This is a genomic window from Mucilaginibacter sp. PAMB04274 (assembly GCF_039634385.2).
In the GTDB taxonomy this organism is placed as follows: domain Bacteria; phylum Bacteroidota; class Bacteroidia; order Sphingobacteriales; family Sphingobacteriaceae; genus Mucilaginibacter.
The window spans coordinates 5,186,669-5,209,577 of record NZ_CP155081.2 but is presented as its reverse complement, the minus strand read 5'-3'; the positions used below and the strand labels follow the sequence as shown (position 1 = coordinate 5,209,577).

Here is a 22,909-nt window from a genome sequence, read left to right as displayed (position 1 = left end):
TTACAGCATGACTATTTCAATTTGGAGATACAGCCACTTAGCACTGGCCGTATCTTCTTTTTTGTTGCTTACATTAGCCTCCATAACCGGCATCATCCTTTCATTTGAGCCGGTATCCGAAAAGTTGCATCCTTACCGCGTTGATGGGTTTAACCAGATTACGCTCGCTCAAACGCTTCCCGCACTTCGTAAAACCTACCCCGATATTAGTGAGCTTACTGTTGATGCTAACCAGTTTGTACAGGTAAAGGCCAGCGATGCACAGGGAAAAAACCTGGCGGCTTATATAGATCCGCTAACAGGGAAAGTTTTGGGTATACCGGCCCAAAAGAATGAATTTTTCCAATGGGTGAATGATTTGCACCGCTCACTTTTTTTGCATGAAACGGGCCGGTTCTTCATAGGTCTTACGGCTTTTTTGTTACTGCTAATTACCTTGTCCGGAACTGTGCTGGTTATACAGCGGCAGCGTGGGCTGAAGCGGTTTTTTACCCGAATAGTGCGTGATAATTTTGCCCAGTACTATCATGTGGTGCTGGGGCGGCTGGCATTGGTGCCAATCTTTATTATTGCACTAACCGGCGCATACCTGTCGTTAGCCCGGTTTGGGCTGGTAGAAATAAAAAAAGCTACACTAAAGATTGATTTTAACGCTATCCGGTCTGAGCCTGAAAGGAAGCCTGCTGAGATTGCCATTTTTAAGAATACTAAACTAGCACAGGTACAAAGCATTGAGTTTCCTTTCTCAGAAGATGCGGAAGACTATTACACCCTTAAGCTAAATGACCGCGAACTAACGGTTAACCAAATTACGGGAGACATTTTGAGTGAAGTGAAGTACCCTACTGCCGTAGTGCTCACTACCTTAAGCCTCAACTTACATACGGGTAAAGCCAGTGCACTGTGGGCCGTTGTATTAGCCGTTGCCTCGGCCAGTATTTTGTTCTTTATTTATTCGGGCTTTGCTATTACGTTTAAACGCAGGGCTAACCGGGTAAAAAACAAATACACCGCCGCCACTGCCGAGTTTATTATACTGGTTGGATCAGAAAACGGCAGCACGTTTGGCTTTGCACAGGCCGTGCATCAACAATTGCTCAAGCAGGATAAAAGAAGTTTTATAACCGAGTTGAATAGCTATACGGCATTCCCTCAAGCCAAACATTTAATTGTTTTAACCGCCACTTATGGGCTGGGCGATGCGCCTACCAATGCTTCACGTGTTGCCGGCCTTTTTCAAAAGTACCAGCAACCGCAAGAGGTTCTGTATTCGGTAATTGGCTTTGGCTCACATGCCTATCCCGATTTTTGTAAGTTTGCTTTTGAGGTAAACCAGTTGCTTGCGCACCAAACCTGGGCTAAACCTTTGTTGGATATTCATACGGTAAATGATAAATCGCCAGCCGAATTCAATTTATGGGCAGAGGCCTGGTCACAACAATCAGGCGTTGTGCTTGCGGCACTGCCTGAATGGCAAAGTACAAGACCCAGCCGCCTGGAAACATTTATTGTAACCCGTACAACCGCCGGTAGTGATGATACTTTCTTAATTCGTTTACAAGCTAAGCGTAAAATCAAAGCTACCTCTGGTGATCTGTTAGCTATTTACCCTGCAAATGATCATCGGGAAAGGTTGTATTCTATTGGTGTTATTGATAAAGAGATTCAGTTAAGTGTGCGCTTGCATACTGAGGGGCTTGGTTCGGGCTTTTTACATCGGCTAAGTGAAGGGCAAAGTATCCAGGCACGCCTCGTCAACAATGATCATTTTCATTTCCCATCAAAAGCCGCCGAGGTTGTCATGATTTGCAACGGTACGGGTATTGCCCCGTTTTTGGGCATGATTGGACAGAACCTTCAAAGAACGCCTTGCCATTTGTACTGCGGTTTCCGTGACGGTGCATCATTCGCTATTTATCAGCCGTTTTTGGAAGAGGCTAAAGCTGTGCAAAAGCTTAGCCGGCTGCATGTGGCGCGTTCAAGGGAAGGCGAAATGCAATATGTAAGCCATTTGATTGATCGCGACATTAACTTTATTGCACGTATACTGAACGGTGGTGGCGTGCTGATGATTTGTGGTTCGCTATCGATGCAAAAGGACGTTGTTGCTTTGCTGGAAACCGCATGTCAATCGCAATTAGGGCAAAGCCTCAGTGTTTACCAGTCGCATGGTCAAATTTTGATGGATTGTTATTAGGCTTTTCAAAACTCCACACTATAAAGAATACTTGTCAAGGTCCAACTTATGTGAATAAATATGGCCATCATCAGTAATTAAAATGCAGCTGTAGGCCGGGTGTTTTTTAATTAGCTGCATACCCTTAGTTTTTCCTAAAACCATCATAGAGGTGCTTAAACCGTTGGCTGTTTCAGCGCTGGGGCCAAATACGGTTACACTGCATAAGCCGGTAGCCGGGTAGCCGGTGGTCGGGTTAATAATGTGCGAATATCTTTTGCCATTAAACACCACAAATTTTTCATAATTGCCCGAGGTTACCACGGCGCTTTTTTGCAGTGGCACAACCGCAAATATGGTGTCTTTATGTATAGGGTTAGTAATGCCCACGGCCCAGTTACTGCCATTAGGGTGTTTGCCCCAGGTGCTCATATCGCCCGATCCATTTACAATGCCGGCCTTAATGCCACGGGCCAGCATCATATCGCGGCAGCGGTCGGTTGCATAACCTTCGCCCAAAGCACCGAATCCAATCTTCATTCCCTTCCGTTTTAAAAAAATGGTCGAGTTTTTACGATCCAGTACTATATCCTGATAGCCTACGTTTTTAACCGATTTTGTTACCGCTTCGGCAGACGGCATTTGGGTCATGGAGCCATCAAACTTCCATATCCGATCCATGGCTGCAAAGCTAATATCAAATGCGCCTTTAGTAATTTTAGAAAGATGCAGCGCCCGTTCCGTCAAAGCAAATACTTCCGCACTTACCTCTACCGGGGCAATGCCTGCATTTTGGTTCACTGCAGATATTTGTGTGTCGGCCTTCCAGTCCGATATCAGGTTTTCTATCCGGGTAACTTCAGCAATCACTGTATCAATATTATGCTCGGCCGATAGGGAATCAGGTGCTACAATGGTGATATCAAACCTGCCACCCATTAATTTAACTGTTCTTTTGCGCAGTACCTGGGCCGAGGTGCTTATACCGGTTAAAATTAAAAATACAAATAGGCACTGTTTCATGGAATAAAAGGAACGCATCAGCTCCTAAAAGATTTCAGCAAATAACGCAAATTTAGGTTAAAGGAAACTGAAATTAAGGTGATGATTAAGTTGTTTGCTCCCCCCATTTAAATGGCTTTAAGACGATATTACCCACCAGTGATGACATATCCTGAACTGCTGCATTAGTGGTAAGCGGAATAACAAAATTTCCATCCTCATCAGCTGCAAAATCTTTCCATTTGTCAATATCGGATTGCCAAGAATACCGGGCAACGTAATCGTAAGGACTTGTAGCATCTGCTACAACTTCTATCTCCAGGCTTTCTGAATAGATGGTTCGGGATGGGTATTGTGTATCCCATAGCAAGCCCTTTTTAACACTATACTCTAATACGCTGAACTTCATGATAAAAAATGAACCTTCATTTTTAGATAGCCGTAATTTTGAATTTAAAAAGCCGGTATGCAAAAAAATGTCTTTTTGATCCGGAATCTCTTTTCGCTTAATACGTATGGCATTTTCGCAGGGGTCTTGCTTTCTTTGATGTAAGTAAACCCCTGTACCGCGTATGGTTAATGCAAATTCAAAGTCATAAAAGTATTCCAGTCCTTGCAGCTCGGGCGTTTGAATTTTAATGTCGCGTAGCGCTATACGTACGCCTAAGTCGCCAAACAAAAAACGCTGGATGTTTTCAAATGTCTCGTAGCTGTTTACAATGCCCCTGTAGCCCGAATGAGCCCGATGAACATTGGCATAAAAAGCAACATTGTTTTCGTCGTATTGAGTGCCTGACACGGGCTTTTCACCGCTTACTATGTAAGCTCTGTCTTGCTTTACCAAGCCATCGCTAAAACTTCCGGTAACGTGTTTAATGGCAGAGTAGGCGCCATAATCACTTCCTATAACGCAAAGGCAATTTTTAACGGGGAAGGTACTTTTGCCTAAACTGTGTAAATCATACTTGTAATTATCTTCATTGCGACTTTCACTCTGCGGGTTTTTTAATTCACCAAGCTGTAAATACTCCCGCATTCTTTTAGGCCTGAAAATGCTGGAGTCATACGGGTTGAGAGAAGAAACAATAGCCTCTTCAACAATATCGGGTATGTTACCCATGTCTATTCCTTTATGCGGCGAACCAATGGTTACCAAACGGTGTATTAGTTTGGCTGAATCTGTAATACGGCTAAGGGGTACGATAATGTCATCCGGGGCTCTGTTGTCTATGTAATTAGGCAAGGTATTTTGCAACAATGTTCTGCATACCAGGCCACCCATTGAATGGGTAATCAGTATAACTTTATAATCTTTTTCTAACGACTCCCTGCTCATGCCCAACGCCAATAACTGGAGAGGAATTTTATTTACAATCAGGTCTGTCAGTTCAAGCGCATGGTTTTCAATACTGCGCACTTTATCCTGAATGTAGTCCACATCATAAAAGCGGCTTATCCAAATACTTCTCGATGGGTTAGATTCGTCAAAATCTTCCGTCCGGCAATTCACGGCATCGGCATAACCATACTTTTTTTCATCACTGCTTTCAAACCGGCTTTTCATAAAGCGGATTAATTGCCCTTCAAATAAATCGGGGGTAAGGTAACCGTTGTCTGCCTGTGTTTGCTTCTTATAAACGGCCGAAGTTGCAAAGCCATAATAAGAGTCGTTAAAAGTTTCTTCAACGTCGGCTCGGCGCATCGCATATCCTCTTACATAAACTATAGGGTAATAGGGTGGGTCAATTTTTTTTAATGAATCTTTCATGGGATGAAAATTGGTTTATAAGGAGGGTCTGTAAAGACGCTTTAATAAAGGCTTACAACGAAATTGCTTAATACCACTTATGAATACAATAGCTACTTATAGCTAATTTACTTACTAAAGGGAACCCCCAATCCGGGCATATATGGCCTCAAATGCATGCTGGTTTATATATGCGGCAAAGCTGTGGTTTATGCTACTTACTTATATTTTAACCTGCCCAATTTTTATTGGTGCGTAACAGTATTTTAAGTATTTGTGTCTCCAACTCCAACTTTTATACAGTTTTGTTCGTTAACTCGCTATTAACCATCATTTACTGCCTTGAAAAATATATTGCTCATCATTCTTTTTATGGCTGGTTCTTGTGCATTTGCTCAACAAACCACAGAAGATACCACGAAGAAAAATGTTATTGATACGTTAAAGAAGGATCTTTTAACAGTGCCGGACACCGTTCAGCATTTGCGCAGCAAATTTGCATCGTTAATACCGCCCGCCGCCTTGATGGGTTATGGTATAACCTCGTTTTATGTTAAGCCACTGCGTAAATGGGATCGCTATATTTATAAGGAAGCGCAGGAGCACAACATTATTACGAACAGTAGTATAGAAGATTATTTTCAGTACGCGCCGGTAGCATTGGTATATGGCCTGAACGTAGTAGGTGTACACGGCAAAAACACATTTGTGGATCGTACACTTATTTATGTCCTGTCGCAAGGTATGTTAAAGCTTTCACTAAATGTGCTGAAGCGCTCAACACACCGGTTAAGACCTAATGAGCTTGATAGGCTCTCTTTCCCATCTGGCCATACAGGAACAGCATTTTCAGGTGCCGAGTTTATGGCGCAGGAGCTAAGCGGCAACTCGCCTTACTATGGGCTTGTAGGTTATGCCTTTGCAACAACAACAGGCGTTTTCCGTATCTACCACCAGGATCACTGGTTTAGCGATGTAGTTGCAGGAGCTGGTTTGGGTATTTTAGCAACCAAGGGAGCTTATTTGTTATATCCATACATACGTAACACCCTGTTCAGGGGTAAGGACAAAAATGAAGATCAAAACCTAGCGCCTGAGTTAAAGAAGAAAGCCCGGCGCAGCGCTATACTATTGCCGTCATACCAAAGCGGAGGTTTTGGGGTTGAGTTTGCGATGGAACTTTGATGCCGGTTACAACGCATGCAATCCCGTTGCTTGCATTTTTATAACTGTTTTAACGTTGAAGATTACTAGTTGTTAAGCATTACACCGCAGCGCCTTGTTTCAGCAATTGGGTATTAGCTATATAGATTTGTTTGATGGTAATTACCTTTCTAAAGAGGCGCTCTCGTTTTTGCTTTCTTTTCTGAGGTTTTGCAAAAACTGCGAAGGGGTTTCGCCAAACTCCTTTTTAAATGCCTTGGTAAAATAAGACTGTGTTTGTATGCCCACCCGGTACATCACCTCGGTTAGCAGAATATCCTCATGCGTTAAAATTTCGACAGCCTTTTTTAAACGGGTACTCCTGATAAACTCATTGGCCGACTGACCGGTAACATCTTTTATTTTGTTATAAAGTTTAGTACGACTCATACCTGCTGATTTGCAAAGCAATTCAATGTCCAGATCCGGATTGCTCATTTCCGCTTCAATGGTGCTAATAAGCTGATTAAGAAAAGCTTTATCCTTTTTGTTATATACCAGTTCGAGGGCAGTGGTGTTGTAACTTTTTGAATAACGCTCTTTGAGTACACGGCGCTGTTCAAATAGGTTGTGTAAACTGGTAGTCAGTAATTTAGGGCTTACCGGTTTGTTGAGATACAAATCGGCTCCCGATTCAAAACCTTCAATTTCGGCTTGCAGGTTAGTTTTTGCGGTTAGCATCACAAATGGAATATGGCTGGTTTCAATATCCTGCCGTATCATTTTGCAAAATTCATTGCCATCAGTTCCGGGCATCATCACATCGCTAATGATTAAATCCGGATGTTCAGCTTTGCTTTTCTCTATGCCCTCTCTTCCGTTAGCGGCCTCGCTTATGGCATACTCTTTTTCCAGGCAGGTCCTCAAAAACAGCCTGATCTCTTCATTATCGTCCACAATGAGAATGTGCGGCTTGTCCGTCGTTAATGGATCCGGCTTCTGCTTCTGGTTCTGCGCAGCATTAGCAAATTGTGGTAGTTGATGATAAGCAATGCTTTCCAGGCTAACGCCGCCGTGCTGATCGTTTGCTTGCCATTTTTCGCTTAAAGTGTAATCGTGTTCGCTGCAAGGCAGGCCAATAATAATCTCGGTGCCTTGCTGGCGTTCGCTGTATACGTAAATATCGCCTTTATGAAGCGTGGCAAGGCTTTTTACAAACGCTAACCCGATGCCAGAGCCAAGGTGCGATTCGGTTATACGATAATAACGTTCAAATAAATGCGAGAGCGAATCACGCGATATGCCAATGCCATTATCGGCTATCCTGATATAACAGTACTGCTTGCCCCGATAAGCGTTTTTAATAATCAGCTCGTTTCCATATGCCGATTTAAAGCTGCTCAATTCGTTTGACAGTTCAACAGTTACGCTGCCGCCAGTTTGGGTGTATTTAATAGCGTTGGTTAGCAAGTTAAGCAGAATTTTCTCCAGTATCTGACGGTCAAAATAAGCTTCATCTATTTGCGGAGAAAGCTTCACCGTCAGATTGATAGCCTTTTGTTGAGCCAAATCTTGAAAATCGTTTGTTATTTCTTCAATAAATAGCTGTGTGTTGCCCTTAGCCACTTTTAAGCTCAATGCGCCCGATTCCACTTTCCGAAAGTCCATTAATTCATTAATGAGCACCATTAAGCGGTTGGCATTACGGTACATCATTTCGGAGTAATGCGTAAAATGAGTGTTCGGGCTCTCACGTAAAAGGTTTTCAAGCGGACCTAAAATGAGTGATAGCGGCGTGCGAAGGTCATGCGATATATTGGTAAAAAATTGCAGCTTCAACTGGTGCATTTCCTCCTTTTTGTTTTCTTCTATCTTCTTTAAATCGGCGTTCTTTTTAAATTTTAATATTAGGTAGGCGCCATAGAATATGAGGGCCGCCATTAAGGTTCTGAACCACCATGTGGCCCATGTAGGCGGGGTTATAATTACTTTAATAACCGATTCGTGCGGGTTCCAAATGCCGTCATTATTTGATGCTTTTACATGGAAAGTATATTCACCAGGGCTTAAATTAGTAAAGGAGGCTTTTCTGCTTTGTGAGGCGTCGTACCACGTATCGTCTAATCCTTCAAGCTTGTATATATAGCGGTTATTTTCGGGCGCGTTGTAATTAAGTGCTGCAAACTGGAACGATAGCGTAGACTGTTTGTAGTTAAGCTTTAATGTTTTAGTTTGGCTAATATCCTGCCTTAATACCGAGTTGCCGGTAGTATCTGGCAGTACATCTTTATTAAATATTTGCAAGCCGGTGATGTAAACTGGCGGCACAAACCGGTTAGAGCGAATTTGGTAAGGGTTAAACTGATTAAACCCATTAATACCGCCAAAATACATAGTACCATTACGTGCGGTTAAAGATGCATTGGCTTCAAACTCCAGCCCCTGCAATCCATCGGCTAAATTATATTTCTTAAAGCTACGAGTGGATGGATTAAGCCTGGTTATGCCGTTTGAGGTAGCTATCCAAAGGTTCCCTTTTGTATCCTCCTCAATACTTTTAATAAATTCTGTACCTAATCCGCCTTTTGTGGTAAACCGTACAAACTTGCTTTGCTGCCGGTTAAAAACATACAGGCCGGTTTGGCCTACCCAAAGTTGGCCTTTATGGTCAGAAAATAAAACCCTTAAATCAGGGCGGCGTTCCTGATCGTCAAAAAAGTGTTTAAACTGCCGGGTCACTAGGTTATAACAGTTTAGTCCGCCATCATCTGTGCCAATCCACAAATTTTGGTAGCGGTCTTCTTTTAAAGACACAATATTATTTCCCTTTAATCGGGTTTTCCCGTCGAGCGATGCAGTAATGCGGCTAAACCGCTTTGTTGCAGGATCGAAAAGGTTAAGCCCGCCGTAGTAAGTGGCTACCCAAAAATTGTTGTGGCTATCTGTATAAGCTTTTTGAACATAGTTGGAAGAGATAGAATTCTTGTTGGCCGGAAGATTCAAAAAATGTTCAAAGGTCTGGGTTTTCCGGTTAAAACGGTTAAGGCCGCCGCCCCAGGTGCTTACCCACAGCGTTTTTTCGCGGTCTTGCATAATGTCGAGTACGGCATCGCTGGCCAGGCTGTTGGTTGCCTGCAAATTATTGCGGTAATGTTTAAATGTACCGGTCAACGGGTTATAAACGTTTAAACCGCCACCATCGGTGCCTATCCATATACTGCCCTGGTCATCCTCGAAAAAAGCCCTCACGTCATTATAACTCAGGCTATTTGTGCCCGACGCAGTGTGTATAAAATTGAATTTGGAGGCATTAGGTATGTATAAATTAATTCCGCCACGATGCGTACCTACCCAAAGGTTTTTTTGACGGTCCTCATAAATGGCCGAAACTGTTCGTTGAGACAGGCTTTCCGGATCATCCACTTTATTCTGATGATGTATAAACTCATTAGTGTTATAATCAAAGCGTTCGAGACCTCCGTTGATGCTGCCTGCCCAGATGCGGCCCTTACTATCAGATAACAGGCATTTAACCTGATCATTTGATAGGCTGCCTGCGTATTGTTGTTGATGCTTAAAACTTAGTAATGTGCTCTTTAAAGGGTCATAAACAAGTAATCCGCCGTTTTCTATCCCCAGCCATAAACGGCCAAGTTTGTCTTCCTGTATCGAATTAATGGGTTGATTTTTAAGAGCCGGCTGTTCAGGTACGCTAACCACGGCGGTAGCAAAGCTGTGTGTTTTACGATCAAAGCGTTGAAGCCCCTTGGATGTACCCAGCCATAAACAACTTTTTGAATCTTCGTATATGCAATTGGTAACGTTGTTAGAGTTACCTGCAGCCGCAAAATGACTAAAACTGCCATCAGCCGCATTATATTTATCTAAGCCGCCATTATCTGTACCAATCCACAGTACCCCCTGTTTATCGGTATAGATGCTGTTAATGTTGTTACCCGCAAGGCTTGCCTTATAGCCGTAGCTGTATTTGTAAACTGTAAAAGTATTGGTATTTGTATTAAAGCGGTTAAGCCCGTCAATGGTGCCTATCCACAGGTTCTTTTGAGCATCTTCGGTAATACAGCGTATATAATTGTCGCTTAAGCTACCTGTATTGCCCGGCTTATTCTTAAATACGGTTATACCGTATCCGTCGTATTTATTCAAACCATCACGCGTACCAAACCACATAAAGCCCCGGGTATCCTGGTAAATGGCCTCGATAGTGCTGTTTGATAAGCCGTCCGAACTGTTAATGTGTTTAAAGCGAAGCTGGGTGGTTTGTGCGTGCAAGCCATCAGGCAGCGTAGCTAAACCGGCTGACAAAAGCAAACACAAGGCTTGTTGCCGGATAAAATACTTCACACCGCGATGGCTATTTAGTCCGCACCGATCCATAGTCCTTAAAAGTATAATTGGTTAACGGTATTTAGTGAACCGCTTGCATATTCACAATAATACGATTTTTATCTAAAAGTTAAGCAGGGGCGTCAATTTGGCTATAAGCGCTCAAAAAAATGATGATTTGAACAAAAGAAATGAACGTTTGAATTAGCTATTATTGGTGCAAATTATGGTGATTTGACCTCGTAAACCAATTATATCTATCAGTCGCTTTACACCTTATTTCCTGCTTATGCGTATGCCCCGGTGTATGCTAGTTTTATAATAATGTGATAAGCTAAGTGCTGATAGAAACCAAGTTTTAAACCAATTTAACTTTAAATTCTATGCGGATATTTACTCTTTTTTTTAAGAGGGGATTTTCATCAATAGTAGCCTTACTATTATTGTTGAATGTCTCCGCGGTGTTTGCGCAAAACATTACGGTAACAGGAACGGTAACTTTAAAAGAAGATGCCAGTACTTTACCTGGTATTGCTGTAACTGTAAAAGGAACAACACAAGGTACTTTAACCGATGGCGTGGGCAAATTTTCAATAAGTGCTCCTACAGGTGCCACGCTGGTGTTTACAGGGGTAGGCTTCCAAACACGCGAAGTGGCAGTAAACGGCTCAACCATGAGCGTGGTACTGGAAACCCAGCAAAACAACCTGAACGAAGTATTAGTAATTGGCTACGGTACAACCACCCGCCAAAACGTTACCACTGCGGTAACTAAGATTGACCCTAAAAAAGTACCCCAGGCAGCTAATAGCAACATACAGCAACTATTGTTTGGACGGGCAGCGGGCGTACAGGTTTCGCAAAGCAGCCCACAACCGGGTGGCGGAATTAATGTGTCCATCCGCGGCAGGGGTAATCCATTATATGTAGTAGATGGTGTTATTTTTCCGGGCGATGCACTGGAGCCGGGAAACGGCGCCATAGCGCGCGAAACCAACGGCGTAAACCGTGCGGGGCTCGCTGGTTTAAATCCTGAAGATATCGAGTCTATAGAGGTTTTGAAAGATGCCAGTGCTGCAATTTATGGTGTTAATGCCGCTAACGGGGTGGTGCTTATTACCACCAAAAAAGGTAAATCGGGTAGTATGTCTGTAAATTACAATGGTAATTATTCGTTCCAAAAAAACTACCAGTACCTGCAACCGCTCAACGCCACACAATATATGACCCTGTTTAACCAGTTGAGTGCTGATTATACAGTAGGCAACAAACCGGCCCAGTTCTCTGCAGCACAAATTGCAGCAGCTGGCGAGGGTACCAAATGGCTGGACGAAATATTTAAAACCGGCGCTATCCATAACCACCAGTTAACCGTAAACGGGGGTACCGAAAAAGTAACTTACTATTTCTCGGGCGGTTTTTACAATGAGGAGGGTACGCTCAGAAATGCAGGCTTAACACGCTATACCGGCAGGAGCAACCTATCATTTAATATATCTAAGCATTTAACGCTAAACACGAATTTTACCGGCAGCCGTAATAGTTATTTAAATTCATCGTCTGGCGGTCAGAGCGGCGGTTCGGGGGCTGAAGGCTTTGGTGCGGTACAGGCAGCATTGGGCTACCCGGCCTATATTCCGGTAAGGAATGCAAATGGGGGTTATAGCCAGTTTGGGCTAACAGCTAACCCGGTTTCATTGCTGGAGATTAAGGATCGTACCTACACCAGTACGCTTAATGCCAATATTTCGGCAGATATAAAAATTATTCCGGGTGTATTAACGGTTCACGGATTATATGGTAATAACTACGAATCGTCAGATCGTGATTTTTTTGTGCCAAGCACGGTTTATTACTATCAGCGCTACCAGGCCAGGGGATCGCGCAATTTTGCTAAGCGGCAAAGCCAAACCATGGAGGCTACCATAGACTTCAAAAAGGACTTTTTTGATAACCGTATTTTAAACGTAAGCGCTATAGCAGGCATCGGTCAATATAAAAACACTTACGACGCTTTTGGCGCCGAAGGTGGAGGCGGGCCCGACGCATTTGAGAACACTAATCTGCTGCTGTCTACCGCCAACATGGGTATTAATTCGGGTAAAACAGCTACCAAACTACGGTCTTACTTTGGTCGTGCAACTTTTAGCCTTTACAACAAATACCTGCTTACTGCTACGGCCCGCTATGATGGGTTTAGCTTGTTCTTCCCCGAAAACAAGTATGCCTTATTCCCTTCCGTATCGGCCGGCTGGAAAATCAGTAGCGAGTCTTTTATGGAGAACATCAAATTCATCAGTTTGTTAAAGCTTCGTGGTAGTATAGGTTTAACCGGTTCAACCGCCGGGCTTAGCAGCGGTGCTGGTTATGGGGGTTATAGTTCAGATGGTAACATATTGTATTTTAACAATGGTGCCGTAAACTATCCAACTATTGCAGCTTTCGCTATTGACCACCCTGAGTTAACCTGGCAAAAAACCAACAATAAAAACATCGGTTTGGACTTTGGCTTTTTCAATGACAGGATTACAGGGTCATTTGATGTGTTTAAAGACGATATCACCAACTTGCTGAGAGGAACCGGTCCAACACCGCGTTTGTCTCCGTTTTCAAGCCAACCGGTAAATGGTGGACACCAGGTACGGCAGGGCTATGATGTAGCACTGAATACCCAGAATCTGCACATTAAAAACTTCGACTGGAGTTCTGTTATCAATCTTTCGCACTACACCTATAAATGGAAAGAGCGTTTTGTGTACGATATATTAAGTGCTAACGGAGGCGTTACCTATCAGTCCGTTGATGATGCCGTAAACGAGTGGTATTACATTAAAACCAATGGTATTTTACAGGCAGGCCAAGCAGTACCTGCAAGCCAGCCAACCGCGGCCGGATCGGGGGCAAGATTACCTGGTGCGCCAATATTTGTTGACGTAAATAACGACGGCAAATTAACCGGAGCCGACGTGTATAAGTTAAACCCGGATCCCAAACTAATTTTAGGTTTCGGCAATAACTTCCGTTACAAACAATTAGATCTGAGTATTTTCTTTTACGGCCAGTTTGGTGGCAAGGCTACCAACTTTAACTATGCCTGGGCCGATCCCGTTAGTTTAATTTCGAATACACAAAGCGGTACCATACAGGCGCTTGAAGTATATACATCTGCCAATACGGGCGGCACAAGGCCTGGTGTAAACTATAATGAGACTTCTGCAGCTTTGCCTGCCGGTTCTGACATTAACATGGTAAGCACCAATTTTGTACGTTGCCGTAACCTTACCCTGGGTTATACTTTCAATCCAAAGTTCATCAGCAAGTTTAGTAAATCCATCAGGGTTTTTGCCGATGCCCAAAACCTGTTTATTATCACCGATTATAAAGGGGTAGACCCGGAGGTATCTTACGCCAATGTAAAAGGAGGGTATGCACCGTATCCTATGTTCAGAACATTCTCATTTGGTGTACGTGCCGGATTTTAAACCACAACAAGAAATCAGTTATGAAAAAGATATATGCGTTATTAACTATTTCAGCCTGCATTCTTTCAAGCAGCTGTAAAAAGGGGCTTGAGCCTGAATTATATGGCAATTACTCCACTACAAATTTTCCCAGAACCGAGGCCGATTTTGTAAGATACGTTGCCGAGGTATACAAGCCATTCCAGTCTAAGTGGGGATATAACGACCCCGCAGGATACCAGAATGATTGGTTTAGTCCGGAGTACGGAGATATCATGATGTTTGATATGCCAAGTGATGATATTAACATATTTACCGGCTGGGGCGGCATTTTTACGCAGTTTACTACCGCAAGCTTTAACTTTCTGGTTAATCAGCAGTCGGGTAATAACCATTTTGAAAAAATAAGATTTATTACCCGCATTACACAAATTATAAGTGATGTAGAAAAATCAAGTTTAAGCCCTGCAGCAAAAAATACATATCTGGCTGAGGCACGTATGGCACGTGGCTGGTGCATGTATTACTTATTACAGCTGTATGGCCCGCTGCCGGTTATTCTGGATCCGGCTAAGATCAATACAGAAGCAGAGTCCAATTTATCGAGACTTTCCAGAGCCGACTTTTTAGCAGCTATTGTAAGCGATCTTAATTTTGCTTCGGTAAACCTGCCCAAAACACCTGCCGAATATGGTCGCTTCAATCAAGGCTTAGCCCTAACAGTGTTAATGCGTACTTATATGAATGAAAAGGATTTTGTGAATGCCGAAAAGGTAGGCCGCCAGATCCTTACTATGGGCTATGCTTTGGTGACCGATTATGGCAGCCTATTTAGAGAGGCTACCGAGCAAAATGCCGAAACTATTTGGGCTGTTACTTGCGCCCCCGATCAAAGCGGCGATGAAAACAGAGCCAGCTTTAATCCGTGGGTGTTTTATACTTACCCTAAAGATTATAAAGGCAACAAAGTATACAGTTCTTTTGCCGGTGGCGATGCGCCTATTTCGGCAACCTGGAGCTTTTATGATTCCTTTAACCCACTGGATAAACGCCGCGAGCTGTTGGTAGCCAGCTATGTGAATAAAAGTAACGTAGTTAAAAATCGCGCTAACGGATTAACCGGGCCGGTAATTGCAAAATATCCCGATCTGGGTGGCACGCTTGATAACCCTTATCAAGGCAACGACCTTCCGAAAGCGCGGTTAGGCGATGTGATGCTAATGCTTGCTGAGGCCATTAATCAAAACAGCGGACCTACCCCTGAAGCTATTGGCTTGGTAAACCAAGTGCGGCTGGCTCATGGCGGACCTGCTTTGGGTAATGTTCCGGCATCGGCCACTACTGATAAAAATACTTTTGATGCCTGGATATTAAAAGAACAAGGCTGGGATAATTATTTTGAAGGGCAGCGAAAAACGGACTTGGTACGCCACGGGCAATGGCAAGCCGCATTGGCCTCAGTTGGCAAAACTGCCGGGCCGGTACTGTTTCCAATACCTAACTATGCTATAACGGCCAGTAACGGTAAGCTTTCGCAAAATCAGGGCTATTAATTTTTACAACATGAGCCGGATTATCATCACATGTTTGCTTTGCCTGGCGTATATCTTGCCGGGCTGCAAAAAGGGTAGTCCTGCAAATACTGAAACTGTTGAGCCGCCGGTTAGCGGCGGCTCACTTACTGCTATAGTTAAGGGGGCCGATGTAAGTTGGCTTACCCAAATGGAAGCTGCCGGCTATAAGTTTTATAATGCTGCCGGTGCCGAACAGGAGTGTATGCAATTGCTCAAAAGCAAAGGGATAAACGCCATCCGTTTACGAGCATGGGTTAACCCGACCGATGGCTGGTGTAACACCGCCGACGTGCTGGCGAAAGCTCTGCGGGCGCAAACGCTGGGCCTGAAGATTATGATTGATTTTCATTATAGCGACAGTTGGGCCGATCCCGGAAAGCAAACTAAACCGGCTGCCTGGAAAGATTTAAGCTTTACCGCCTTAACCGACGCCGTGTATACTTACACAGCATCCGTACTAAACACGCTTAAAGCAAGCGGTATTACGCCCGATTGGGTACAGGTAGGTAACGAAACTGCAGACGGTATGCTGTGGGAAGACGGTCGTGCTTCTACACACATGGCTAATTTTGCCAAGCTAATTACCAGCGGCTACAATGCTGTAAAATCAGTTAATCCCACCACGCTGGTTATTGTTCACATTGACAGGGGGTATGATAATGCGCTCTTTAGGTGGATGTTTGACGGTTTGAAAGCCAATGGCGGCAAGTGGGATATTATTGGCCTGTCGCTTTACCCTACAGTAAGCAACTGGCAAACCCTTAATGGTCAATGCTTAAATAATATGAATGACATGGTTGCCCGTTATGGCACGCCGGTAATGGTTGTTGAAGTGGGTATGCCTGCTTCAGAAGCCGCGGCCAGCAAAGCTTTTATAACCGACCTGATTGCCAAAGTACGGTCGGTACCCAACAACCAAGGCTTAGGTGTTTTTTATTGGGAACCGCAAAGCTATAACTGGCAGGGTTACGGGTTAGGTGCGTTTGATAATTCGGGCAAGCCTACTATAGCTTTGGATGCTTTTACAGATTAACTTTAGCTAAATAATTATCAATCCTATGCGAAAGCTGTATTATGCGTTAACACTCTTTTTTTTACTGCTTGCCGGTGGTGTGTCTGTATGCTTCGCCCAAAAAAGTATTTCGCCAACATATGTGGATGCCAAAGGGGTTTTCAGGTGGACAAAAGGTAAAGCGCCTGTTTATCTCTGGGGTGTTAATTATACTTTACCATTTGCATACGGTTACCGTTCGGTAAAGGCGCTCAACTTAAAGCATGAGGAGGAGATTGATAAAGATGTTTACCACTTAGCCCGCATGGGTGTAGAAGCCTTTAGGGTGCACGTTTGGGATACCGAGATCAGCGACTCATCAGGAAACTTGAAAGTAAACGAACATTTGCGCTTATTCGATTACCTGTTGTACAAGCTGAAGCAGCGTGGCATCCGCATTATTATCACGCCTATTGCCTTTTGGGGCAACGGTTATCCGGAGCGTGATGAACGCACAGGCAGCTTTAGTGACAAATATGGTAAAGGCGGTGCACTGGTTAATGAAGATGCTTTTAAAGCGCAGGAGCGTTATTTACAGCAGTTCTTTAAACATGTTAACCCCTATACCAAGTTAACCTACACGGCCGACGATAATGTAATAGCCACCGAAATTAATAACGAACCACACCCCAGCGGACCAAAAGCACGGGCCACCGAATACATTAACCGTATGAAAGCAGCCATCAATAGCACAGGGTGGAGCAAGCCGGTGTTTTATAACATCAGTGAGTCGCCCTGGTATGCCGATGCGGTTGCCAAATCAAACGTAAACGGTTTCAGCTTTCAATGGTATCCAACCGGCCTGGTAGCCGGGCACGAGCAAAAAGGCAATATGCTGCCTAATGTTGACCGTTACACTTTCCCGTACGATACCATACCCGAGTTTAAAAACAAGGCCCGCATGGTTTATGAATTTGATGCGGCCGATGTTTTGCAATCTTATCTCTACCCGGCGGTAGCACGCAGTTTTAAGCAGGCGGGTTTTCAGTGGGTAACACAGTTTGCTTATGATCCGCTGGCTACGGCTTACGCCAATACCGAGTATCAAACACATTTTTTAAATCTGGCTTATACGCCGGCTAAGGCCATCAGCTTTTTAATTGCCAGCCGCGTGTTTCATCTGTTACCTGCTGGTAAAAAGTATGGTACCTACCCGCAAGACAGTGTTTTTGATGCCTATCATGTTAGCTACAAGCAAGCCATGAGCGAAATGAATACGGTTAATGAGTTTTATTACTCAAGCTCAACCAATATCCAGCCTTTAGATAATAAGCGGTTAGCTCACGTTGCCGGCGTGGGCAGTTCAGCCCTGGTTAAATACCAAGGCTACGGCGCTTACTTTTTAGATAAACTGGAAAACGGTATTTGGCGCCTGGAAGTTATGCCCGATGCCATTACCATTCGTGATCCGTTTGCCCGCCCTTCGCCCTCGCGCGAGGCTGTATATATTGCCTGGAATAGCCAAAGCATGCAATTGGCGCTAACCGACCTGGGCAATGATTTTAAGGTAAACGGCATTAACGCTGGGAATACCTTTACATCAATAGCCAGTCAGGGTAAATTCAACATCGCCCCCGGCACTTACCTGCTGGTGAAGGCGGGAAAAAGCAGCAGCCGGTGGACGGGCTCAAAAAGTATAAATAATTTAAACTTAAATGAGTTTGTAGCGCCAAAGCCACGCACCCTTAGCCCGCAGGTATCGCACACGCCGCTTACAGAAGTAAGCACCGGGAAATCCATTACTGTAAAAATCAAAGTCGTTAATATTGACTCTACAGATAAAGTAACTTTAAGCGTGAACAGTGGTTTTAGCGGCCCCAGCCAGATTGCCATGACCCGTGTTACACCGTATGATTACACCGCCGAAATCCCGGCCAATACCATGGCTACTGGAATATTGAATTACCGGGTTGTTGTTCAGCGGGGCATATCTGAGTATTTCACCTTCCCCGGAAACCATAGCGGTAACCCATACCAATGGGATAATGTGAATTCTGATTACTGGCAAACGTTTATCGCTACCCCGAAAGGGAATTTGTCTCTGTTTGATGCAATAGCCGACCGTGAAATGGCGAACCCTTATTTTCCTGAATACACTCGCACGGGCGGAGCGCAGTTTGTAAGCGGCCCTAACACAGGTAAGCTGGTGTTCCGCGTAGCTACGCAGGCCATACGCAACGGCCAGTTAATGGGCATGCAACTTTATGTTGGCGATAAACTAAAAGGTCGAACCGGCGAGCTGGCCTCCTTTACCAAAATTATGGTAAGGGCGCGGGCAACAACCAGCCAACCCACCAAATTACGCATAGGTTTAACAGCAACTGATGCAAGCACCTATGCTGCATTTGCTGATTTAAGTAGCGAATTTAAAACGCTGGAGATACCATTAACAGCACTCAAGCCCGATTCTTCATTGTTGCTCCCTCGCCCTTATCCTGGGTTTTTACCGCTGTGGTTCAAAGCGGGCAGTTTCGCCGGCTTCGCATTGCAAAATGCAGATAACTTAGAGATAACGGCAGGTCACATGTTGGATGCAGCCCGTTACGGTCAGCCCTTTGGTGTGGAGGTAGAATCGGTTTGGCTGGCTTATTAAATAACCTAAGGATGCTGTATAAGCTGTATAAAATATTTTGTAAGAGAAAATTACGGTTAATAACGTTTGCCTTGTTAGCTGGCTTATCTCAGGTTTTTGGTCAGGCGCCTGGCAAGGGCGGCACCCGGTTGCCCGAGCTTGTGGTTACGCCTTACAAAAACACCCTCATAGCTAATGGCAAAGACGAAGCCAAAGTGAAAATCACCGTTATTAACAGTGAAGGCAAAGAGATTGCCAATGCCAGTAATGCTGTTCAATTTAAAATTGAAGGCGATGCTCGTATTGTTGCCTTAAAGGGCGCCGTTGCCGGCACTGCAAACCATGCAAAGCTGCAAAATGGGGAACTTTGGTTTAGCTTAAGAGCTGGTAGGCAAAAGGGCATTATAAAGTTTGATGTTAGCGGTGAGGGGCTAATTACCGGGTCTACAGAAATACATATGGTACAGCCGGGGCAACCACATGCGGTAACAGCCACAACCCGGCCCATTGCCGGTAATGCGATAATTACAGATAGGATATTGGGTGCCGATATATCTTTTCTGCCCCAGTTAGAAGCACGTGGAATGAAATTTTATGATGCCAAGGGGCAGCAGGAAGACCCGGTAGTGATCCTTAAAAAGCAGGGCTTTAACTATGCACGCTTACGGATATTTAATAACCCGGCGGTTGCACAAGGCTATTCTCCGCAAAAAGGGTTTTGCGATTTGCCGCATACCCGGGCCATGGCCAAACGCATTAAAGCTGCAGGTATGAAACTGCTGCTCGATTTTCACTACAGTGATACCTGGGCCGATCCGCAAAAGCAGTTTAAACCTGCCGCATGGGTGGGTCTGGATTTTAAAACACTTACCGATTCTGTGCGGCTTTACACTGCATTTGTAATGCAATCACTCACAGATCAGGGCACGGTGCCAGACATGGTGCAGGTAGGTAACGAAATTAACCACGGGATGATATGGCCCGAGGGTGCCATTAATAATTTGGATAGTTTAGCACGGCTTATTTACGCCGGTATAGAAGGTGTTAAAGCTGTAAATGCTGCTACACCTATTATGCTGCACGTAGCCCTGGGCGGGCAGGTTGACGAGGCCCACTTTTTCATCAGCAACATGCTGAAGCGTAAGGTGCCGTTTGATGTGATCGGTCTTTCCTATTACCCTAAATGGCATGGCACGCCCGGTGATTTGCGGCACAGCGTGGCCAACTTAGCTCAAACCTATCAAAAATACATTATGGTTGCTGAGTACTCCGAGCGTAAGCAGGAGGTGAACGACATAGCCTTTACAGCAGCCGGCAAAAAGGGGATAGGCTCCTTTATTTGGGAGCCGCTTAATACCTGGGAGGCCGTTTTTGACCGTGATGGCAAAGCCAACGCACACCTGCAGGCTTATCCGGGTATTGCAAAAAAATACAACGTAAACTAAAAGTTTTGTACTGCATGAATAAATATATTATTGGCCTGTTGTTATGGGTAAGTGCCAGCGGGCACCTAAAGGCGCAGCAAAAGCCTGTTGACCAAAATTTCAGTAGCAATTGGGAATTTGTTAAAGATATTGACACCACTAACGCTGCTAAATTACTGAGCCAGCCAACCGGTTCAACCATAGCTTGGGCCAAAATATCCTTACCACACACCCCACGGTTAGAGGCTGTAAAAAAAGTGGAGGAGCAATGGCAGGGCACCTGCTTTTACCGCAAGTTTTTTTCTCTCTTACCCACCAATAAAAATAAGCGCATTGCTATACGGTTTGATGCTGCCATGCATGAGGCGGATGTATACCTCAACGGCAAAAAAATAATCAGCCATGTAGGCGGCTACCTTCCTTTTACAATTGATATAGCCGATAAGGTGTTTTTTGATAAGCCAAACTGTATTTTGGTTAAACTAAATAATCAGGATAACGCAGCTATCCCACCGGGTAAACCTATTAAAGACCTCGATTTTAATTATTACGGCGGCATATACCGCAACGCCTGGCTAATGGTTCAGGATAAATTATATATAAGTGATGCTGTGCAAGAGAACTTGGAAGCACGTGGCGGTATCATGGTGCATACTGATGAGGCCAATAACAGCAAAGCGGTAATTACTGTAAAAACAGATGTTCGGAACCAGTATGCGGATCAGCAGCGGGCAGGTGTAAAAATTAGTTTATTAAGCGCTGATGGAAAAATAGTTAGTACGGCGCAATCTAATGAACAAGCCGTAAAAGCAGGCGGGCTGCAAGGTTTTGCACAAACACTTACCGTAAGTAAACCGTACTTATGGTCTACCGAAAATCCGTACTTGTACCGGCTTAAGGTACAGGTGCTACGCGGCAATGTGGTGGTTGATGAGCAAATCATCCGTAGTGGTATACGGACTATAAGGTTTGACGCTGCAGGATTTTACCTTAACGAACGGAAGACATTTTTAAATGGTACCAATCGGCATCAGGAATATCCTTTACTAGGCTACGCCCTGTCTGATAATATGCAGTACCGTGATGCATGGAAAATAAAAGATGCCGGATTTAACTTTGTGCGATGCTCTCATTATCCACCTGCACCATCATTTTTAGATGCCTGCGACGAACTGGGTATCTTAGTAATGGATGCCATACCCGGCTGGCAGTTTTTTGGTAAAGAGGATTTTCAAAAAAATAGCCTGCAGGATATTCGAGATATGATTCGTCGTGATCGTAACCATTCTTCTATTGTGTTGTGGGAAGCTTCGTTAAACGAAACCAACATGGCAAAAGCTTACATGGACACAGCAAACAGTATTGCACACCGAGAGTTACCCTACAAAGACACCTATACCTCGGGGTGGATGGATTACGCCTACGATGTATTTAACCCTGCCCGGCAACACGCCAAAGCACCCAACTACTGGAAAAAGTACAACAAAACCAAGCCCTTGCTCATTGCCGAATACGGCGATTGGGAGTATTATGCTCAGAATGCAGGTTTCAACCAAAAAGCTTACGAGGGTTTAAAGAAAGAAGAGCGCAACTCCCGGCAGTTGCGTACAGATGGCCAGCAACGCTTGCTGCAACAGGCGCTTAATTACCAGGAATCGCATAACGATAACAAGTACGGAAATGCTATAGGCGATGCTAACTGGCTTATGTTTGATTATAAGCGTGGGTATGCCAGTGATATAGAATCATCAGGCGTGATGGACATTTACCGTTTGCCTAAGTTTAGCTTTTACTTTTACCAGAGCCAGTATGGACCTGTGGCCGATAGTAAAGGTTTTGGCAAGCCTATGATTTACATTGCTAATTACTGGAATGACGCAGGACAAAAAAGCGTAAAGGTTTTTAGTAACTGCGAACAGGTGGAACTATTTTTAAATGGCCGCTCTCTTGGCCGTCAAAAGCCCGATACCGGTGCACTTTCAAGCAACTTAAAACATCCGCCTTTTACTTTCAATGTAAAAACGTACCAGCCCGGTACCCTTAAGGCTGTTGGCTATATTGGCAACAAGCAATCAGCTGTTTCTACCCAGTCTACGCCGGGCAAACCATACCAAATTGTAATTAAGGCTGATGAAAGCGGCAAAAAATGGACGGCCGGCACTAATGATGCCTTATTGTTTTATGCTTATGTAACAGACCGAAATGGTACACTTATTCCTGGTGCTTCTCATTTAGTAAACTTTATCACATCTGGCAACGCAGAAGTTATAGGCACCAACAAAGTTGCCGCTGAAGCAGGTATTGCAGCCGTATTGATTAAGGCCGGCAGTAAAGGAGGAACAGTAGTTGTAAAAGCTACAGGCGCAGGCTTAAAATCTGCGGTTTTTAATACCATCACTAAATAGGGTAACC

Annotated in this window: 11 protein-coding genes; 8 read left to right on the top strand and 3 right to left on the bottom strand. The window is 44.3% G+C overall.

Features of this window, described 5'->3' with window-relative positions; all coding sequences use genetic code 11:
• Window positions 1–7: 7 nt before the first annotated feature.
• Complete coding sequence (locus ABDD95_RS22480) at window positions 8–2,197, top strand: PepSY domain-containing protein (protein WP_345949608.1); 2,190 nt, start codon at window positions 8–10, stop codon at window positions 2,195–2,197.
• Between the two features lie 18 nt (window positions 2,198–2,215).
• On the opposite strand, the gene ABDD95_RS22475 is transcribed toward ABDD95_RS22480, so the two are convergent.
• Together ABDD95_RS22475 and ABDD95_RS22470 are read right to left on the bottom strand one after the other, a co-directional pair.
• Window positions 2,216–3,199, bottom strand: coding sequence for an FAD:protein FMN transferase (locus ABDD95_RS22475; protein WP_345949607.1), 984 nt, complete (start codon window positions 3,197–3,199; stop codon window positions 2,216–2,218).
• Between the two features lie 85 nt (window positions 3,200–3,284).
• On the bottom strand, window positions 3,285–4,946 hold the full coding sequence (locus ABDD95_RS22470) for a hypothetical protein (RefSeq protein ID WP_345949606.1): 1,662 nt from the start codon (window positions 4,944–4,946) through the stop codon (window positions 3,285–3,287).
• Between the two features lie 321 nt (window positions 4,947–5,267).
• Here ABDD95_RS22470 and ABDD95_RS22465 point away from each other — a divergent pair, with 321 nt between their 5' ends.
• On the top strand, window positions 5,268–6,110 hold the full coding sequence (locus tag ABDD95_RS22465) for a phosphatase PAP2 family protein (protein WP_345949605.1): 843 nt from the start codon (window positions 5,268–5,270) through the stop codon (window positions 6,108–6,110).
• 141 nt (window positions 6,111–6,251) lie between these two features.
• Here ABDD95_RS22465 and ABDD95_RS22460 read toward each other — a convergent pair whose 3' ends face one another.
• On the bottom strand, window positions 6,252–10,466 hold the full coding sequence (locus ABDD95_RS22460) for a two-component regulator propeller domain-containing protein (protein ID WP_345949604.1): 4,215 nt from the start codon (window positions 10,464–10,466) through the stop codon (window positions 6,252–6,254).
• Between the two features lie 332 nt (window positions 10,467–10,798).
• On the opposite strand from ABDD95_RS22460, the gene ABDD95_RS22455 reads away from it, so the two are divergent.
• The 6 genes from ABDD95_RS22455 to ABDD95_RS22430 all read left to right on the top strand — a co-directional run bounded on the left by ABDD95_RS22455 (window position 10,799) and on the right by ABDD95_RS22430 (window position 22,902).
• Complete coding sequence (locus ABDD95_RS22455; protein WP_345949603.1) at window positions 10,799–13,897, top strand: SusC/RagA family TonB-linked outer membrane protein; 3,099 nt, start codon at window positions 10,799–10,801, stop codon at window positions 13,895–13,897.
• 20 nt (window positions 13,898–13,917) lie between these two features.
• Window positions 13,918–15,429, top strand: coding sequence for a RagB/SusD family nutrient uptake outer membrane protein (locus tag ABDD95_RS22450; RefSeq protein ID WP_345949602.1), 1,512 nt, complete (start codon window positions 13,918–13,920; stop codon window positions 15,427–15,429).
• A 10-nt stretch (window positions 15,430–15,439) separates the two neighbouring features.
• Entirely contained in the window at window positions 15,440–16,483 is a 1,044-nt protein-coding gene (locus ABDD95_RS22445; protein ID WP_345949601.1) for a glycosyl hydrolase 53 family protein, read from the top strand.
• Window positions 16,484–16,508: 25 nt separating this feature from the next.
• The gene (locus ABDD95_RS22440; protein ID WP_345949600.1) at window positions 16,509–19,094 is read left to right on the top strand and encodes a membrane or secreted protein; all 2,586 of its coding nucleotides are present in this window, start codon (window positions 16,509–16,511) and stop codon (window positions 19,092–19,094) included.
• Window positions 19,095–19,165: 71 nt separating this feature from the next.
• A complete protein-coding gene (locus ABDD95_RS22435; protein ID WP_345949599.1) occupies window positions 19,166–20,518 on the top strand; it encodes a glycosyl hydrolase 53 family protein in 1,353 nt (450 codons plus the stop codon).
• Between the two features lie 14 nt (window positions 20,519–20,532).
• On the top strand, window positions 20,533–22,902 hold the full coding sequence (locus tag ABDD95_RS22430) for a glycoside hydrolase family 2 TIM barrel-domain containing protein (RefSeq protein ID WP_345949598.1): 2,370 nt from the start codon (window positions 20,533–20,535) through the stop codon (window positions 22,900–22,902).
• The last annotated feature ends 7 nt before the right edge of the window (window positions 22,903–22,909 follow it).

Coding starts and splice junctions, on each gene's coding strand:
- ABDD95_RS22480 (WP_345949608.1), top strand. CDS start 8: ATGACTATTTCAATTTGGAGATACAGCCACTTAGCACTGGCCGTATCT.
- ABDD95_RS22475 (WP_345949607.1), bottom strand. CDS start 3,199: ATGAAACAGTGCCTATTTGTATTTTTAATTTTAACCGGTATAAGCACC.
- ABDD95_RS22470 (WP_345949606.1), bottom strand. CDS start 4,946: ATGAAAGATTCATTAAAAAAAATTGACCCACCCTATTACCCTATAGTT.
- ABDD95_RS22460 (WP_345949604.1), bottom strand. CDS start 10,466: ATGGATCGGTGCGGACTAAATAGCCATCGCGGTGTGAAGTATTTTATC.
- ABDD95_RS22455 (WP_345949603.1), top strand. CDS start 10,799: ATGCGGATATTTACTCTTTTTTTTAAGAGGGGATTTTCATCAATAGTA.
- ABDD95_RS22450 (WP_345949602.1), top strand. CDS start 13,918: ATGAAAAAGATATATGCGTTATTAACTATTTCAGCCTGCATTCTTTCA.
- ABDD95_RS22445 (WP_345949601.1), top strand. CDS start 15,440: ATGAGCCGGATTATCATCACATGTTTGCTTTGCCTGGCGTATATCTTG.
- ABDD95_RS22440 (WP_345949600.1), top strand. CDS start 16,509: ATGCGAAAGCTGTATTATGCGTTAACACTCTTTTTTTTACTGCTTGCC.
- ABDD95_RS22430 (WP_345949598.1), top strand. CDS start 20,533: ATGAATAAATATATTATTGGCCTGTTGTTATGGGTAAGTGCCAGCGGG.